Origin of the sequence: Martinezella calliandrae (assembly GCF_030272695.1) — a bacterium.
In the GTDB taxonomy this organism is placed as follows: Bacteria; Pseudomonadota; Alphaproteobacteria; order Rhizobiales; family Rhizobiaceae; genus Rhizobium; species Rhizobium calliandrae.
Map to the genome: position 1 here is coordinate 170,589 of NZ_JARFYN010000006.1, position 14,556 is coordinate 185,144.

The following is a 14,556-nucleotide window of genomic DNA, read 5'->3' on the forward strand; positions in this document are numbered from 1 at the left end:
AAACTCAAAGGCGCACCCGATAATGGTTCAGTCGTATTCACCGGCTCGCCTTTCACTCGAATTTCGAGAAACCTCCCGACAAGGCATTCTCGACCGGAAAAACTCGGCCCGGTTTATACAGTCAATCGCTATAACAGTCGGTAAAGCGTCCTTAAGCCGCCGCAACGTCCAGCCGCTAATTTTGTTCCACGACAAGGTGTCAATTCGTATCAGGCGGCCACCTTTGTGGTTTCATTAAAGAAAAGGGCCTGGCTGATCAGAGCTTTCACCATGTCGGGATTGAATGGCTTGGTCACAAGGAAGGTGGGCTCCGGCCGCTCGCCGGTCAGCAAGCGCTCCGGGAAGGCAGTAATGAAAATGACCGGAATGCTGGACGACTTGAGGATGTCGTTGACCGCGTCGATGCCAGAGCTGCCGTCGGCAAGCTGGATGTCGGCAAGCACCATGCTGGGGTTGGTGGCATTGTGAAGAGCAACTGCCTCCGCGTGGGTTCGGGCGATGCCGGTGACCCGATGACCGAGGCTTTCGACCATCTGCTCGATATCCATCGCGATCAGCGGTTCATCCTCGATGATCATGATATCGGTCGCGACTTGGCGCGAAATTTCCTGCGACGCCTTGTCGAGCAGGTTCATGGCTTCGGTTTCCGGGACGTCGAGAATATCGGCGATCTCGCCGAGGCGAAAATTTTCGACGGAGGCAAGAAGGAAAGCCTGACGGGCGACCGGAGAAACCTTTGCAAGATTTACCGAGGCGCGCTGCTCCCAGGCATACGGCGATGTCGGCTCGGGAATCTGAACTGCCGAGGAACCGAACAGCTTGGTGAAGAGTTTATAAAGAGCGACGCGGTCGTTGGACGTGTCTGGAAAAATGGAAAGATCTGCGATTATCGCCTCCAAAACCGCCGCGACGTAAGCGTCGCCTGATGTTTGTGTGCCTGTCAGCGCACGGGAGTAGCGGCGCAAATAGGGAAGATGCGGCGCAATGCGAGTGGAAAGTGTCATCAATGGCTCCCGCCCTTTACCAATTCCTAATTGAAACACAGCCACCAAGACTGCAGTGACAAGCAAACGCCAACTCAGTAAAAAAGTTCCTCTGTACCGGAACTTTTTTTAAGTAAAGGCATTAACCCTGCCGACGAACAGTAGGTTTCAACCGCTCCGAATTCGGGGCCGAAGCGGACGGGCGCGAGGCATACTGGCCTCCCAGACTAGAGTGTACCAAGATACACTTTTATCCATGAACGCGAGAACATGCGGAAGCGAGCTAAATGACCACCCAAAACCAAGAGGAAGCGGACCGCAAACGGCCTGACGTGCGTGCGGTCGATATCCTCGATCCCAACAATCAGATCGGTAACCGGCTGCGCTCCTTTTACGCTGCGGTGCAGGATGAAGCTATCCCCGATCGTTTCCTTGACCTGCTTGAGAAGCTGGATCAGGCCGAGCGGCTGGCTTCTGCTTCCGCAAAACTCTCCGATTAAGGAGGAAGCGTCATGGAACGAAAACCGAGCTTCAAGCGCGAACTTCTGGCCGCTCTGCCGAGCCTGCGCGCCTTCGCCATCTCTTTGACCGGACGTCACGACCGCGCCGATGATCTTGTGCAGGACACGATCATGAAGGCTTGGGCCAAGCAGGATCATTTCGAGATGGGCACGAATATGAAGGCCTGGCTCTTCACCATTTTGCGCAACGAACTTTATAGCCAGATGCGCAAAAGTGGCCGAGAGGTGCAGGATAGCGACGGCCTGTTCACGGAATCGATGGCGACGCATCCCTCGCAATATGGTGCGCTCGACCTGCAGGATTTCCGCAAGGCGCTCGATCAGTTACCGGCCGATCAACGCGAAGCCATCATCCTCGTCGGCGCTTCCGGTTTTTCCTATGAGGAGGCTGCAGAGATCTGCGGCTGCGCCGTCGGCACTATCAAGAGCCGCGTCAACAGGGCCCGGCAGCGTCTGCAGGAATTGCTACAGATTTCCGGGGAGGCGGACTTCGGTCCCGACGCTACCTCCGCGCCACTGACGTCCAAGGCGTTTGCATTCTAGCCAAAGGCTATCCGGATCAAGCCGCTCTCAATCATCCCGCTTCTTCGTTCCAAGCAAGTTGCCCAGTACGAGAGCGGTGGCGATGGCGGCGGTCAGCAGCGGTTGTGACCTTGCGAGGCCAAGCGCCACAACGGCCATGGATTCCAAGGCGACGCGGCGTTCGTGGAGGCGGCGCTCTTCCTGCTTGTTGATAATCGCCATGATGACGAGAACGATCAGGCCGAGCAGCAGGGTGCCGGCAGCAATCAACAGCGCCGAAACGGCTGCGCCATAGATGGTTGCCAGCCACATGGCGGCGGCCACCAGAGCAAAGGCATAGGCCGTTAAAATGAGAATCGCCGCGATGCCGACAAAAATACCGTTACGCTTGGTGCGCGCAACGGTACGGTTCAAGGTGCCTGACAGGAGCAGGCCGAGGAACGGAGCTAGCATTGAAGCTCCTCAACGGCGCGAAAGAAGCAGGGCAACCGCCAATCCGAAAGCGGCGGCAGCCCCGATGGTGGCAATCGGATGCTGGCGCACCGTCCGGCGCATTTCCCGCGTACCCTTGACATAGCCGTGCTGCAACTCGCGCAGCAGTTCTTCGCCGCGAGCCGTCAGATCCTCGTAGCTGGTCTCTGCACGCGCGCGCATCGACTGGCTCTGCCTGGCGCTGTTTTCACCGACGACTTTGGCGAACGCGGCAATTTCGTTGCGCAGATGTTCGATCTGTTCTTCAATGCTGGCTTCGATGTCGTGCAAGCTGCCGCCATTACGCTTGGCTCGCGCCGAATGGAGGATGGATGGTGCCATGGTCTTGCTCCCTTACGTCGTTAGCGTCTTTGTCCTGGCGCCTCAAGATTGCGCCGGCGATAATCGAATGCTGCCAGTATTTTGCGCTGTTAAGCGTGCAAAGCATTGATCTGCATCATTGGTCATCAACGCAGCCATGTAACGAAAAGTTCCGGGCTGTGCGTCGAAAGGGAAATCACGCCGTGAGCGCACTGTGAGCTAGCACGAACGGGACGCCATCGAGGGGGACGCGATTCACCCTGAGCGCGCAGCCGAAGACATCCTGCAGATGCCGATCGGTCAAAACGTCGGCCACAGGACCGGCTGCCTGCAACCGCCCGTTCCTGAGCAAGGCCATCTGGTTGGCGAAAAGGGCGGTGAGATTGAGATCGTGCATGACGGCAATGACACCGCCCCCGCGCGCGCAGAATTGCCGGGCGAGCGTCATGATGGCGAGCTGATGGCTGATGTCGAGGCTGGAGACCGGCTCGTCGAGAAGCAGCCAGCAAGGTTTGCCGTCGATGATGGGCTCGGGGATTTGGCATAGCACCCGGGCCAATTGGACGCGCTGTTGCTCGCCGCCTGAAAGCTCCTGATAGAAGCGCCCCTCGAAGCCGGCGAGATCGACCGAGGAAAGCGCCTCCGTAGCGATGCGATCGGCCTGTTTGGGATATCGGTTGCGCCCGGTCGCGGATCCCATGCGGACGATTTCGCGGACGGTGAAGGGGAAGGAGATCGCACTTGCCTGCGGCAGCACGCCGCGCATTTCGGCCAGTTGCCAGGCTTGGAGGCTGCCGATCTCGGCGGCGTTGAGGCGCACCGAACCCTGATAGGCGAGCTCCCCCGAAATGGCCTTCAAAATCGTCGTCTTGCCCGAGCCGTTCGGCCCGCAAATCGCTGTCAACGCGCCGGCGGGTGCGGCGAAGGAGACATCGTGCACGATTGTCTTGCCGGCGAGCCGGACGGAAAGGTTCGAGACGTCGATCATCGAAAACTCACTGGCTGAGGCGAGAGCGCTGCCGAAGCAGCATCCACAGGAAGAAGGGCCCGCCGACACCGGCGGTGATGATGCCGATCGGCAGTTCGGCCGGCGAGACGACGGTGCGGGCCACCACGTCGGCAATCATCAGTAGGGTGCCGCCGAACAAAGCGGACGCCGGCAGCAGAAAGCGATGGTCCGGACCAATCGCCATGCGCAGGATATGCGGCACGATGATGCCGACGAAGCCGATGCCGCCGCTCACCGCCACGGAGGCGCCGATCGCGGCCGCAACGCTGACGATGGCGACATTCTTCAGCCGCTGCAGAGCGACGCCCATGTGAAAGGCGGCGGCTTCGCCGAGCGTCAGAGCATTGAGGCCGCGCGCCATGAAGGGCAATGGCAGCATGGAGAGGACTATGATTGGGCCGACAGCGGCGATCTTGGTCCAGGTCGCCCCCGCGAGCGATCCCATGCTCCAGAAGGTCAGATCACGCAACTGCCGATCATCGGCCATGTAAATCAGCACGCCGGTTGCCGCCAGTGCCAGGGAGCCGAGCGCGATGCCGGCGAGCAGCATGGTCGCGATCGATGTCTGCCCATGCCGTGTCGCCACTCTGTAGAGGAGTATGGTCGTAGCCAGGCCGCCGATGAAGGCGGCGATCGGCAAGGAGAAGATGCCAACGACATGGGCGACCGGGGCGAGGATACCGCCGGTAAGGACGATCATCGCCACGGCGCCGAGACTGGAGCCGGCCGAAACGCCGATCAGGCCGGGATCGGCCATCGGATTGCGGAACAGGCCCTGCATGACCGCGCCGGACACCGCGAGCCCGCCGCCGATCAGGAAGCCCAGGATGGCGCGGGGGAGGCGAATGTCAAAGACGATGATACGGTCGCGGCTGCTCAATGCGTCGTGCGCACCGCCGCGGATCATGCTGCCGATGACGTCGACGATCGAGGCATTCGACGCGCCGGTCGTGATTGAAAAGGCGAAAGCGAGGAAGGCTGCGATCGCGAGGACGGTCAAGACGAAGAACGCAAGCACGGTGCGGTCGCCCTCGCGATAGGGGCGATCGGTGTGGTGCGATATGCTCTTCAGCCCCGGCTTGACCTCGTGAGGCGCCACCTCAGCCACCGTAGATCGCAGCGTTCAGGGCGCGCACGGCACTGGCGGTGCGTGGCCCGAAGCCAAGCAGATGCAAGCCGTCCATGCGGATGACCGCCTTATGGCTGGCCGCAGGTGTCAGCGAGATCGCCGGCTGCTTCAAGAGGTCGTCGTTCGTCATCGACAACGGACCCTCGCGGTCCATGATCAAGATCACATCCGGCTTGGCTTCGATGATCGCTTCATCGGTCAAAGGCTTGTAGCCCGAGAAACTGTCGACGGCATTGATAGCGCCGGCAAGCTTGATGATGCCCTCAGCCGCGGTGTCGCTGCCGGCAGCGAGGATTTTGCCGTTCTGGTAGCTGAGGACGAAGAGCACGCGTTTGCGCTCCGCTTCGGGGCGCTTCTGGGAACTTCCAATCGCAGCATCAAGATCGGCGGCGACCTTGATTTCGAGCGCCTTCGCCTTGTCCGGAACGCCGAGCAGCGAGCCGACGACGTCGATCTTCTTCAGGATGCCGTCCCGGTCGTAGGTTTGCGGCACGGTTTCGAAAGGCACGCGGGCATTGCGCAGCACTGCCAGAGCCTCCGGCGGGCCGGAGCCGTCCACTGCGATGATCGCGGTCGGATTGACGGCCAGGATGCCCTCCGGCGACAGTGCACGCATATAGCCGACATCAGGCAGCTTGGCTGCCGCCTCCGGATAGATGCTGGTGGAATCGCGGGCGATCAGCCTGTTTTCCTCGCCCAGCGCGTAGATGATCTCGGTGACGTCGCCGCCGATCGAGACGAGACGCGAGCTATCGATTTTCGGTGCTTCGGCGGCATGGGCGTGCTCAACGAGATTATGGCCGCCTCTGATCGCGTCCACGGGAATGAGCGGCAAGGCCATCACCAGCGTCGTTAGCGCGATTTCCCACGGCTTGATGCGCTTGAAGTTCTTCGACATCGTGATGTCCCGATCCTTACGCGGCGACGCTGTCGTCGGCCTTCGGAAGGTTCTCGACAATGACGCGCCAGTCACCGCGCTCTTCGAACCCTTCCTTCCGCTTGCCGAAGAACTGGATGATCATCTCGCCCTTGGCATTGTAGGCCTCGAGCGACGTGACATGCCCCTCCTTGGTCGGCTTGCGCACCGCCCAGACCTCGGCGATATGATCCTGGCGCAGATGCAAATGGAAGGTGGGGTCCATAATGTTGATCCAGGGGCCCATGGCCTCTACGTTGAAGATCGGCCCGGAATGAATCTGCACGATGCCGTCATTGGCAACGAAGCACATGATCGGCAGACCTTCGCGGACCGAGGCATGCATCATTTCGGCGACCGCGGTTGGCGCAAGCTTCCAGGCATAGTCGTCGCCGACCGTGCGGATCGCTGCCTGCCTGCCGATTTTCAGTTTCTGCAGCATGCCGAAGAATTGATGTGTGTCCGTCATGCGGCTCCAATGATCGCGCAGTTCGTCGCGGCTGACATCGCCGTCGATCTCGCCGTTGTCATATCCGGAGCGATCCTCAACAAAATCCTGCGACTGGTCTTCGAGCCGCAGCTCGGCGACGATTTCATGGTACGCTTCGATGTTCGAGGCGGGGCGCAGATGCACCTTGTGGACGGCGTCGCCGGCCTTATCGAAAAACTGTAGGCTGAGCCGCTGTTGGTCGCCGTCCGTTTTGGTGACGGCGAAGGCATGCGCCCAGCGCTTCGGGAAGATGCGCAGATCGATGTTCTCGCCGAGGACAATGGCTGCCTGTACGCCTGATTTGATGTTTTCGTAGACCCCGATTTTTTCATGGACGGCGCTTTCGTTGCGCGACAGGGCCAGGATTTCACCGAGAGAAGCGACGCGACCCAGGAAGCGATCGACATCGGCATCGATGCGAGTAGCGGAAATGCCGACTTCGGCGGCAACCAATGCTGCTTCGGAAAGGCCCAATCGAGCAGCGACGTCGCGCTCGCGCATTTTGGGATTTTCGGTGCGGAAGACGCGGATGTCGTTGGCGGACAGGCGGCTCGTATCTTTGGTCGTCTCAGTCATCTGCTATGCCTATTTGTTGAGAATGAGTTTGCCTTGGCGCGTAATCTTCATCCGGTAGATGACGCCGTCGTGCCTGATCATTATTTCGGTTTGGCCCCGGAAAATATCGGTGCTCTCGACAATTCTAGTTTGCGGTGCGGCCATCAGCGGCACCGGCTGTATCGGGGTTTTCTCAGCAATCATCCTGCTTGGTTTTGCCTGAAAATTCATAGGGAGCCGGGGAAAGCCCTGGCCAGATTTATCTTGACTCACATACTCAAGGTTTCCTAAAAAGGCAATAGAAGACTGAAAGAGTCAAGTTTAAATTTTGGGCGCTGCACAAGCCGATATCCGGTGCTCGATCTGCGCTCGCCAAGAGATATTCAGGAGAGATTGCCGATGCCGACAAAGACGATTTTGGCGGTGGCTGCCCTTGGGCTTTTCGCCATTGCATCCTGCGTCCCGGCCTTCGCCGAGGAGGTGACCGCGGTTCCAGCGGCAAATGCCCAAAAACTTACTGTCGAGCTCAATGCGCTGGTCCCGTCCCAGAAAGGTTTAATGATGACCTTCGTCGCGGAAAACGATCTGGCGACGGCGATCGGCAAGATCTCCTTCGAACTCGCCTTCTTCAACGACAAGAATGCGGTCGACCGTGTCACCGTCCTTGATTTTCGCGACCTGCCGGTCGGCAAGAAGCGGGTGCGGCAATTCGATATGCCCGGCGTGAAGTGCGAGAGCGTCAGCCGGATCATCATGAACGATACGCCGGTGTGCGATGGTCCGGCGGCGGGAAAGTGCAAGGCGGCTCTCACGACACGTTCGCAGCTTTCCGTTCCTTTCGAAGGCTGAGACCATGGCCTCCCGCTCGGTCAAGGTTTCCATCGAGCGTCGTCGCGCCGGCGGTGGCCTGAATGACAATTATCCCAATGTCCTTTCAGGCCACGAGCTGGCAGGACTTGACGGCCTGCCGCGCCCACCGGCGAGCGAAACAGTTGCGCATTACAGCCGTTTTGCGCAGATAGGCTCCTTTCCCGATCACCCGGCCGAGCCTGTGTCGGATGCGCCAGAGCCGCCCGTCATGGACGTGCTGATGGAGAGGCCGAACCCGGCTCCTTCGACAGCCAAGAGAAGTCTTGCCGTCGCTTGCCTCGGCTCCCTCCTCTTTCATGCCGTCATTGTTGCCGCATTATTGGTGACGATGGCGGTGGCGCCTGAAGATACCGAGGAGGAGGCTGGTGATACGGTCAGCGTCATCATGCTCGGCAGCTCCGATATGGATCAGATGTCGGCGGGCGAAGAAAGCACGGGGCTGCAGCCCGAGCAGATAACGGCAGATGCCGTGCAGCCGGAGACGGCGCAACCTAGCGATTTGAAGCCAGCAGAAGCGGAAGCCGTTGAGCCGCAGCCGGTGGCTGCTCGGCCGATCGAGACGGCCGAAGCTGTACAGCCGACGTCCGAAACGATGGAGGCAGCGCAACCGTCGCAGCCGTTGCAACAGGTGCCACGGGAAACGATCGTCAGTCCGGAGCCGGAGGTGCTGGCGACGCAGGCGCCAGCAGAGACGACCGCGGTTCAGCCGACAAATGCCGTATCCGGTGAAGTCCAACCCGCCGAGCCGGGACCCGTCGAAGTGCAGCCGGTGGAAACTGTTGCTGCTGTGCCGCCCACCGAAGTGGCGACCCGGGTCGAAAAACCGGCTCAACAAGCCAAGCTGATCGAAAAGCCGAAAGACATCGTCAAGAAGCCGGCGCCGAAGGTCGTAAAGAAGGCCGGCTCCGGCGGCGAGAGCGAGCAGGATAAGAAGAAGGGCTCTGCCGAAGGCACTGAAACCGCACAATCGAATACAAATTCGCTCACCGACGGTCGGCTCACCGGCTCGGGCAGTGCAGCCCTTGCCAATTATCCGAGCAAAGTGCAGTCCCGCATTCGCCGCGCCATGCGCCTTTCTTCGAAATACGAAAAGGGCATAACGGTTCGGGTGCGTCTGACGATCGATGCCGGCGGTGAGCTTAGTTCCCTCTCGATAGCACGGAGTTCCGGCATCCCTGAGCTGGATGAAGCCGTCACCGATGGTGTTCGCCGTGCCGCGCCGTTTCCGCCGCTGCCTCCGCAATGGGGCAAACCCAGCTGGTCCTTTACGCAGGAGGTTCAGGTGACAGGACGGTAGCGGATAAAATATGAGAAAAATAATCAACTTTATACTTTACTGCAAAATTCAACTTTAATATGGTCTCCTCGCGCTCGCTGGGATCGAGCGCATAAGAGGAACCAGCAAACGGGTGACGCATGGCGCGTAAGGGGAAAAAGGATTTTGGCCGCGATAGCCGCGAGGCGCAAACGCCGGTGTCGGTATCCGGAAAATCCGGGCTTGACGGGCGCAGCTTCCTTTATGTCGGCGGTCGCGACTGCCAGGTGGCACATCTGCGCCAGATCGCCAGCAGTTTTGGCGCCGAGCTGATTCATCACGACGGCGGCTTGCGTGAGGCAGTGTCACGCATCGACACTGTGTTGCCTTCCGTCGACTGCGTTTTCTGCCCGATCGACTGTATCAGCCACGATGCTTGTTTGCGGGTGAAGACCGGTTGCAAGAAATTCGGCAAGGCCTTCATACCCTTGCGAAACGGCAGCAAATCGAGCCTCGAGCGGGCGCTGCAGACTATGAACGAACGAGACAATTCAAGATGACTGACAAAGGCCCTGACGGGTTCATGATGATCGGCCTCCACAAGCTGGCCTCACAGAATGGCGACGGCCTGGTGCCGGAGCTCTATGAGTTACTGATGCGCCGCGCCGAAGAGCAACGGCAGGTCTCTAACGTGACGGCTTTTCCCTTCTGGAGGGCGCGCTTTCTAAATGAAGAGCCCAATCCGCCGCTAAGTGATTCTGGGCAAGACGGCACGAATGTCATTGCCTTTGCGCCGCGACCGGGCAAGACTGCCCAGCGCCGCAAGAAGGTCTGACACCAGGAGAGCCAGCCATGTACATCGCGATGAACCGTTTCAAGGTTGTCATCGGTTCGGAGAGCGCTTTTGAAGCCGTCTGGAAGGACCGTGATTCGCGATTGGAGCAGGTCCCGGGCTTTATGGAATTCCGTCTGCTGCGTGGCGGCACGAACGTGGAGGAGGGCTATACGTTGTTTTCCTCGCACACGGTCTGGAGTAGCGAAGAGGATTTCCTCAACTGGACGAGATCGGAGAATTTCCGCATGGCGCACCGCAATGCCGGTGACAACAAAGCGCTGTATTGGGGACCGCCGCGATTTGAGGGATTTAGCGTGGTTGCCGGGATTTGAGTTGGTGCGGCCTATCCCGCCCGTTTATGGGGGAAAGCAAAATCAGTGTTTAGCCGAAGGCTAAGTGCCAGATTTTGCAAGGGCGGGGTAGGTAGGAACGCACACAATTCCTGAATGTGCTGAGCAAGGCACGAACCCTCGCTCTGGCATTTTCAATAGTTGGAAATTACGCTAAGCCTTTGAATATGTGGATCTTCCCGTGTCGCAATTTCTAAGCTGGTGAAATTACTTTGCCGCCCGCCGAGGGCGAGAGAAGTTTGGTACTAGCCGCGCCGTCAGACTCCCACCGCACCTTTCCTGAAGAACGCTCCCAAAGCCAGTACGGCCCATCCCGCTATCATGCCGAGTCCCCCTGTCGGTGCGGCCAGCGGGAAGAGCGAGTTGCCACCGAAATGGCGGATAACAAGATCGCCGGCAAAGATCAGTGTTCCAAGCCCAAGCAGTACTGCCGCCACCGGCGCAGTGCGCACGCGGTCGTAGCCGGCGTAGAGGGCGAGCAGCGCCGGGGCATGTGCCAGGCACATGGTCGAGGCGGAACCGAGAAAATGCGCGTCGCCGCCGTGGGATGCCGCGGCCGCGAGCGCGACTCCGGCGCCGCCAAGGATGCCGGCAGCAAACAGGGTGAGCGGACGGATTGTGGCGCTGAAGCTCATATCTGTTCCGGCTCCCGGTTCTGCATATGAAAGGCGAGGCGCTCGATAGGCTCCCAGATGATCCCTCTCAGCCTCTCGTTCTCGATGGTTTCTTCCATGGCGCAGCGGAAACAGAGCAACCATTCGTCGCGTTCCCTGGGGCCGATAGCGGCGATGAAATGTCGGCTGCGCAGGCGCGGATGGCCGCGCTTTTCGATATAGAGCTGCGGTCCGCCGAGATAGCCGGTCAGATATTCGTAGAGTTTTTCCCTGGAGCCCTCGAGGCTCTGCGGATGTAGCGCGCGGCAGTTTGCTGCTTGCGGGAGCGTATCCATCAGTTCGTAGAAACGCGCCGTCAGTGCCCGCACGGTTTGATCGCCGCCGATCGCCTGGTAAAGTGTGATGGTTTCTTCGCTCAAAGGCCTGTCCCCGTTCGCTGCGGTCTAAATGGCAACTCGCAAGGCTGGCCGCAACCGCCGATATCGCCCATGCGGCGTTTCAGCGCTGGAGCGGCATGAGAAATCTTGCGCTCCTGGGGTCGCGCGCTATTGCGCCGCCAACAGATGAAAACTGTCGCTTTCGCCAGGAATAAGCTTCAGCGGCCAGATCATGTTGCGCTCACTGTCAGGATAGAAGTGGCTGTAGGCGGGCATCGTGGCAAGCAAGGTTTGCGCGAGTTCTACGCCGAGGTCATGCAGCGACATGCGAAAACAGGTCAGCGCCGGCTGCAGGAATTTGGCGCGCGGCTCTTCACGGAAGCCGATGACCGCGAGGTCACGGCCGGGAATGACGCCGGCCTCCGTCAACCTGCGATATAGGCCGATCGCCATTAGTTCGTAGATCAGGATCACCGCGGTCGGCCGGTTGTCGATCTGAAGCAGCTCGTGGCCAGCCTGATAACCGCCTTGTTCGCTCGTTTTGACGCGGATGACCAGCGAAGGGTCGTAGGCGATCCCATGCCGCTCCAGCGCGCTGCGGTAGCCATCCAAGAAGATGTAGCCGAGGTTGATGTCGCTCGAGGGCGCGGCGATGGCGATGCGGCGATGCCCATGCGCCACCAGACGGTCGACGGCGCTATTGGCGACACCATCGAAATCGAGGTCGATCCATGGGGAGTTGCCGCTCGACTGGCTGCGGCCGAGCGATACGAAAGGAATCTTTGCCTTGGAGAGCAGATCGATACGCTTGTCGACGCGCTGTGTCGCCGAGATGATCATGGCGTCGACGACACGTCTTGCGACCATGCGTTTCAGGTATTCGTATGGGTCCTCGTCGGTCGGGCAGGGGAGCATGATCAAATCGAGCTTGTGGCGAGCGAGCACGCTTTGCAGGCCGCTCGTCAGGCCGAGGAAGAAGTTGTCGCTATCTTCTATCGTTTCCTTGCTCGATTCGATCATCAGACCGATGACGTTCGTTGTGCCTTGTCGGAGGCTGCGCCCGGACTGGTTGGCGACATAGCCGAGTTCCTCGGCGGCGGCGAGCACGCGCTTGCGGGTTTCCTCGTTGACATCGGGCTTGCCGTTCAGCGCCCGCGACACCGTGCCGATCGAGATATCGAGGTGTTCGGCAAGCTGGCGAATCCCCTTCATCGACTGCGATTTTCCTCCGCTCAACAATTTCCCAATTCCTCCTCTATTGACACAGTAAAATCTTTTCGCATAGGATCGTAAACGTTTACGGGACGCGTGTCATGTGGAGTTTGACGCCGTTCGCAGGAGGAAATCGTGAAATTTAACGCCATTCTGTGCGGGTGCGGAGCCATGTCCAAAGGCTGGCTTCGGGCTATTGCCTCGACGCCAGCGCTTGCCGAAGCCATTACGATTGTCGGCCTGGTCGATCTGAACCGGGCGACAGCAGAAAACCTCGCAAAAGAGTTCGGTCTCCATGAGGCCGTTATCGGCGCGGACTTGGCCGAGCTCATTGCCGCGACGAAGGCCGACGTCGTGTTCGACGTCGTCGTTCCCGCCGCTCGCTTCGGCGTCGTGTCGACCGCGCTGAAGGCTGGTTGCCATGTGCTCAGCGAAAAGCCGATGGCGACTTCGCTCGCCGAGGGCGCCGCCCTCATCGACCTCGCTGCCGAGACCGGCAAGGTACACGCCATCGTCCAGAACCGCCGCTTCATCTCCGGTGTGCGTCGCATGCGCCGTTTCGTCGAGGAGGGCGCGATCGGCGAGCTCACCGGCATTCATTGCGATTTCTTCCTCGGCCCGCATTTCGGCGGGTTCCGTGAAGAAATGGACAATGTGCTATTGCTCGACATGGCGATCCATACCTTCGACGCCGCCCGCTTCGTTGCCGGCAAGACGCCGCTTTCGGTCTATTGTGTCGAGAAAAATCCTGCCGGCTCCTGGTACAAGCACGGCGCATCCGCGCATGCTCTGTTCGAATTCTCCGACGATGTCGTCTTCAGCTATCGCGGCTCCTGGTGTGCCGAGGGCAAGCGCACGAGCTGGGAGAGCCAATGGCGGCTCACCGGCAGCAAGGGCATGCTGACCTGGGACGGCGAGGAACATTTTGAAGCCTCGGTTGCCGGCCATGAGCCCGGCCTGCTGCACGGCTTTACCCCGATCGAAGTTCCTGGTCCCGAGCACGATGAAGAGACGCATGGGCACGCCAGCGTCATCGCCTCGTTCATCGAAGCGGTGAAGACAGGCAAGCGGCCGGAAACCGAAAGCCGCGACAATATCCGCAGCCTCGCCATGGTCCTCGGAGCGATCGAAAGCGCCAAGTCGGGCCGACATATCGAAATTTCAGCGTAAGGACAGTGAGATCATGACAAATCCGGCAAAGGCTATCCGCATCGGCACGATGATCAAGGCGACCAACGAAGATGCGGCCGCAGGCATCGCCAAGATCGCCGATCTCGGCTTCGAAAGCTTCGAACCCTTCTTCTGGCAGACGACCAACGGCCAGAACCTTTCGGAGCTCGGCAAGCGCTGCCGCGAGGCCATTGGCGACCGCGACATTACCATTTCCACGATCGGCATGTTCGGCAATCCGCTCGAAGGCACCGACCTCGACCAAAAGACGCTGCAGGGTTGGATGGATTGCATCGACAACGCCCACCATTTCGGCGCAACCTGCGTTGCCGGCTTTACCGGCCGCATCCGCAACAAGCCGCTCACCGACAGCCTGCCGCGCTACAAGCAGGTCTTTAGCGAGCTTGCCAAGCGCGCCGCCGACAAAGGCATCAAGATTGCCTTCGAGAACTGCGCCATGGATGGCAACTGGGCAACGGGCGACTGGAATATCGCGCATAATCCGGATGCCTGGGAGCTGATCTTCAACGAGACGCCCGACGACAATATCGGCCTCGAATGGGAGCCGTGCCACCAGATGGTCTATCTCATCGAGCCGCTGCCGCAGATCCGCAAGTGGGCAAAGAAAATCTTCCACGTCCATGGCAAGGACGCGACGATCCGCTGGGATGTCATTAAGGAACACGGAATTTTCGGCAAGGAGAAGTTTGTCTTTATGCGCACGCCGGGCTTCGGCGACAGCAACTGGACGGACATCATCTCCGAACTGCGCCTTGCCGGCTGGTCCGGCTCGATCGACATCGAAGGCTGGCACGATCCGGTCTATCGCAATGAACTGGAAATGACTGGCCAGATCCACGGCCTGAACTATCTCAAGAAGAGCCGCGGCGGCGATTTCGTCTTATAATATGCAACCGTTTAAATCCGGATCGATTTAAGGAAAGAGTTGTGCGTTA

The 14,556-nt window shown here is 59.6% G+C and carries 20 protein-coding genes; 9 read left to right on the top strand and 11 right to left on the bottom strand.

Annotated elements, in window-relative coordinates; translation table 11 throughout:
* Nucleotides 1-209 precede the first annotated feature (209 nt).
* Complete coding sequence (locus PY650_RS06770; protein WP_285878276.1) at nt 210-1,004, bottom strand: response regulator; 795 nt, start codon at nt 1,002-1,004, stop codon at nt 210-212.
* Nucleotides 1,005-1,270: 266 nt separating this feature from the next.
* On the opposite strand from PY650_RS06770, the gene PY650_RS06775 reads away from it, so the two are divergent.
* Both PY650_RS06775 and PY650_RS06780 read left to right on the top strand, forming a co-directional pair.
* A complete protein-coding gene (locus PY650_RS06775) occupies nt 1,271-1,483 on the top strand; it encodes a NepR family anti-sigma factor (protein ID WP_285878277.1) in 213 nt (70 codons plus the stop codon).
* Between the two features lie 12 nt (nt 1,484-1,495).
* Entirely contained in the window at nt 1,496-2,047 is a 552-nt protein-coding gene (locus PY650_RS06780; RefSeq protein WP_285878278.1) for an RNA polymerase sigma factor, read from the top strand.
* A gap of 27 nt (nt 2,048-2,074) precedes the next feature.
* On the opposite strand, the gene PY650_RS06785 is transcribed toward PY650_RS06780, so the two are convergent.
* The 7 genes from PY650_RS06785 to hemP form a co-directional block, all read right to left on the bottom strand.
* Complete coding sequence (locus PY650_RS06785; RefSeq protein ID WP_285878279.1) at nt 2,075-2,479, bottom strand: hypothetical protein; 405 nt, start codon at nt 2,477-2,479, stop codon at nt 2,075-2,077.
* Nucleotides 2,480-2,488: 9 nt separating this feature from the next.
* Nucleotides 2,489-2,839: a glycine zipper domain-containing protein gene (locus PY650_RS06790; RefSeq protein ID WP_285878280.1), complete on the bottom strand. Its 351-nt coding sequence runs from the start codon at nt 2,837-2,839 to the stop codon at nt 2,489-2,491.
* Between the two features lie 175 nt (nt 2,840-3,014).
* Nucleotides 3,015-3,806, bottom strand: coding sequence for a heme ABC transporter ATP-binding protein (locus PY650_RS06795; protein WP_285878281.1), 792 nt, complete (start codon nt 3,804-3,806; stop codon nt 3,015-3,017).
* Between the two features lie 7 nt (nt 3,807-3,813).
* Entirely contained in the window at nt 3,814-4,899 is a 1,086-nt protein-coding gene (locus PY650_RS06800) for a FecCD family ABC transporter permease (protein ID WP_285878317.1), read from the bottom strand.
* Between the two features lie 28 nt (nt 4,900-4,927).
* The gene (locus tag PY650_RS06805) at nt 4,928-5,860 is read right to left on the bottom strand and encodes a heme/hemin ABC transporter substrate-binding protein (RefSeq protein WP_285878318.1); all 933 of its coding nucleotides are present in this window, start codon (nt 5,858-5,860) and stop codon (nt 4,928-4,930) included.
* Nucleotides 5,861-5,870: 10 nt separating this feature from the next.
* Entirely contained in the window at nt 5,871-6,938 is a 1,068-nt protein-coding gene (locus PY650_RS06810; protein ID WP_285878282.1) for a hemin-degrading factor, read from the bottom strand.
* A gap of 9 nt (nt 6,939-6,947) precedes the next feature.
* Nucleotides 6,948-7,121 carry a hemin uptake protein HemP gene (gene hemP, locus PY650_RS06815; RefSeq protein WP_285878319.1) on the bottom strand — a complete coding sequence of 58 codons (174 nt, stop codon included), beginning with the start codon at nt 7,119-7,121 and terminating at the stop codon, nt 6,948-6,950.
* A gap of 195 nt (nt 7,122-7,316) precedes the next feature.
* Between hemP and PY650_RS06820 the strand changes: the two genes are divergently transcribed.
* The 5 genes from PY650_RS06820 to hmuQ all read left to right on the top strand — a co-directional run bounded on the left by PY650_RS06820 (nt 7,317) and on the right by hmuQ (nt 10,209).
* Nucleotides 7,317-7,766, top strand: a complete 450-nt coding sequence (locus tag PY650_RS06820) for a hypothetical protein (RefSeq protein ID WP_285878283.1) — start codon at nt 7,317-7,319, stop codon at nt 7,764-7,766.
* A gap of 4 nt (nt 7,767-7,770) precedes the next feature.
* Nucleotides 7,771-9,084 (top strand): energy transducer TonB family protein, encoded by a 1,314-nt coding sequence (locus tag PY650_RS06825; RefSeq protein WP_285878284.1) that lies wholly within the window; start codon nt 7,771-7,773, stop codon nt 9,082-9,084.
* A 119-nt stretch (nt 9,085-9,203) separates the two neighbouring features.
* Nucleotides 9,204-9,602, top strand: a complete 399-nt coding sequence (locus PY650_RS06830) for a DUF2325 domain-containing protein (protein ID WP_285878285.1) — start codon at nt 9,204-9,206, stop codon at nt 9,600-9,602.
* Nucleotides 9,599-9,877, top strand: coding sequence for a hypothetical protein (locus PY650_RS06835; RefSeq protein WP_285878286.1), 279 nt, complete (start codon nt 9,599-9,601; stop codon nt 9,875-9,877). The genes PY650_RS06830 and PY650_RS06835 overlap by 4 nt, the downstream gene beginning before the upstream one ends.
* 17 nt (nt 9,878-9,894) lie before the next feature.
* A complete protein-coding gene (gene hmuQ / locus PY650_RS06840; protein ID WP_285878287.1) occupies nt 9,895-10,209 on the top strand; it encodes a heme-degrading protein HmuQ in 315 nt (104 codons plus the stop codon).
* 275 nt (nt 10,210-10,484) lie between these two features.
* On the opposite strand, the gene PY650_RS06845 is transcribed toward hmuQ, so the two are convergent.
* From PY650_RS06845 to PY650_RS06855, 3 genes are all read right to left on the bottom strand, one after another.
* Nucleotides 10,485-10,862 (bottom strand): DUF423 domain-containing protein, encoded by a 378-nt coding sequence (locus PY650_RS06845; RefSeq protein WP_285878288.1) that lies wholly within the window; start codon nt 10,860-10,862, stop codon nt 10,485-10,487.
* Nucleotides 10,859-11,260 (bottom strand): group II truncated hemoglobin, encoded by a 402-nt coding sequence (locus PY650_RS06850; RefSeq protein ID WP_285878289.1) that lies wholly within the window; start codon nt 11,258-11,260, stop codon nt 10,859-10,861. Before PY650_RS06850 ends, PY650_RS06845 begins: the two co-directional genes overlap by 4 nt.
* Before the next feature lie 126 nt (nt 11,261-11,386).
* Nucleotides 11,387-12,430, bottom strand: coding sequence for a substrate-binding domain-containing protein (locus PY650_RS06855; protein WP_285878290.1), 1,044 nt, complete (start codon nt 12,428-12,430; stop codon nt 11,387-11,389).
* Between the two features lie 135 nt (nt 12,431-12,565).
* Between PY650_RS06855 and PY650_RS06860 the strand changes: the two genes are divergently transcribed.
* Together PY650_RS06860 and PY650_RS06865 are read left to right on the top strand one after the other, a co-directional pair.
* Nucleotides 12,566-13,600, top strand: coding sequence for a Gfo/Idh/MocA family protein (locus tag PY650_RS06860; protein WP_285878291.1), 1,035 nt, complete (start codon nt 12,566-12,568; stop codon nt 13,598-13,600).
* A 13-nt stretch (nt 13,601-13,613) separates the two neighbouring features.
* A complete protein-coding gene (locus tag PY650_RS06865; RefSeq protein ID WP_285878292.1) occupies nt 13,614-14,507 on the top strand; it encodes a sugar phosphate isomerase/epimerase family protein in 894 nt (297 codons plus the stop codon).
* The last annotated feature ends 49 nt before the right edge of the window (nt 14,508-14,556 follow it).

What these genes read in the sequence shown, in the direction of transcription:
- PY650_RS06770 (WP_285878276.1), bottom strand. Translation starts at nt 1,004, where the DNA reads ATGACACTTTCCACTCGCATTGCGCCGCATCTTCCCTATTTGCGCCGC.
- PY650_RS06775 (WP_285878277.1), top strand. Translation starts at nt 1,271, where the DNA reads ATGACCACCCAAAACCAAGAGGAAGCGGACCGCAAACGGCCTGACGTG.
- PY650_RS06780 (WP_285878278.1), top strand. Translation starts at nt 1,496, where the DNA reads ATGGAACGAAAACCGAGCTTCAAGCGCGAACTTCTGGCCGCTCTGCCG.
- PY650_RS06785 (WP_285878279.1), bottom strand. Translation starts at nt 2,479, where the DNA reads ATGCTAGCTCCGTTCCTCGGCCTGCTCCTGTCAGGCACCTTGAACCGT.
- PY650_RS06790 (WP_285878280.1), bottom strand. Translation starts at nt 2,839, where the DNA reads ATGGCACCATCCATCCTCCATTCGGCGCGAGCCAAGCGTAATGGCGGC.
- PY650_RS06795 (WP_285878281.1), bottom strand. Translation starts at nt 3,806, where the DNA reads ATGATCGACGTCTCGAACCTTTCCGTCCGGCTCGCCGGCAAGACAATC.
- PY650_RS06810 (WP_285878282.1), bottom strand. Translation starts at nt 6,938, where the DNA reads ATGACTGAGACGACCAAAGATACGAGCCGCCTGTCCGCCAACGACATC.
- hemP (WP_285878319.1), bottom strand. Translation starts at nt 7,121, where the DNA reads ATGATTGCTGAGAAAACCCCGATACAGCCGGTGCCGCTGATGGCCGCA.
- PY650_RS06820 (WP_285878283.1), top strand. Translation starts at nt 7,317, where the DNA reads ATGCCGACAAAGACGATTTTGGCGGTGGCTGCCCTTGGGCTTTTCGCC.
- PY650_RS06825 (WP_285878284.1), top strand. Translation starts at nt 7,771, where the DNA reads ATGGCCTCCCGCTCGGTCAAGGTTTCCATCGAGCGTCGTCGCGCCGGC.
- PY650_RS06830 (WP_285878285.1), top strand. Translation starts at nt 9,204, where the DNA reads ATGGCGCGTAAGGGGAAAAAGGATTTTGGCCGCGATAGCCGCGAGGCG.
- PY650_RS06835 (WP_285878286.1), top strand. Translation starts at nt 9,599, where the DNA reads ATGACTGACAAAGGCCCTGACGGGTTCATGATGATCGGCCTCCACAAG.
- hmuQ (WP_285878287.1), top strand. Translation starts at nt 9,895, where the DNA reads ATGTACATCGCGATGAACCGTTTCAAGGTTGTCATCGGTTCGGAGAGC.
- PY650_RS06845 (WP_285878288.1), bottom strand. Translation starts at nt 10,862, where the DNA reads ATGAGCTTCAGCGCCACAATCCGTCCGCTCACCCTGTTTGCTGCCGGC.
- PY650_RS06855 (WP_285878290.1), bottom strand. Translation starts at nt 12,430, where the DNA reads ATGAAGGGGATTCGCCAGCTTGCCGAACACCTCGATATCTCGATCGGC.
- PY650_RS06865 (WP_285878292.1), top strand. Translation starts at nt 13,614, where the DNA reads ATGACAAATCCGGCAAAGGCTATCCGCATCGGCACGATGATCAAGGCG.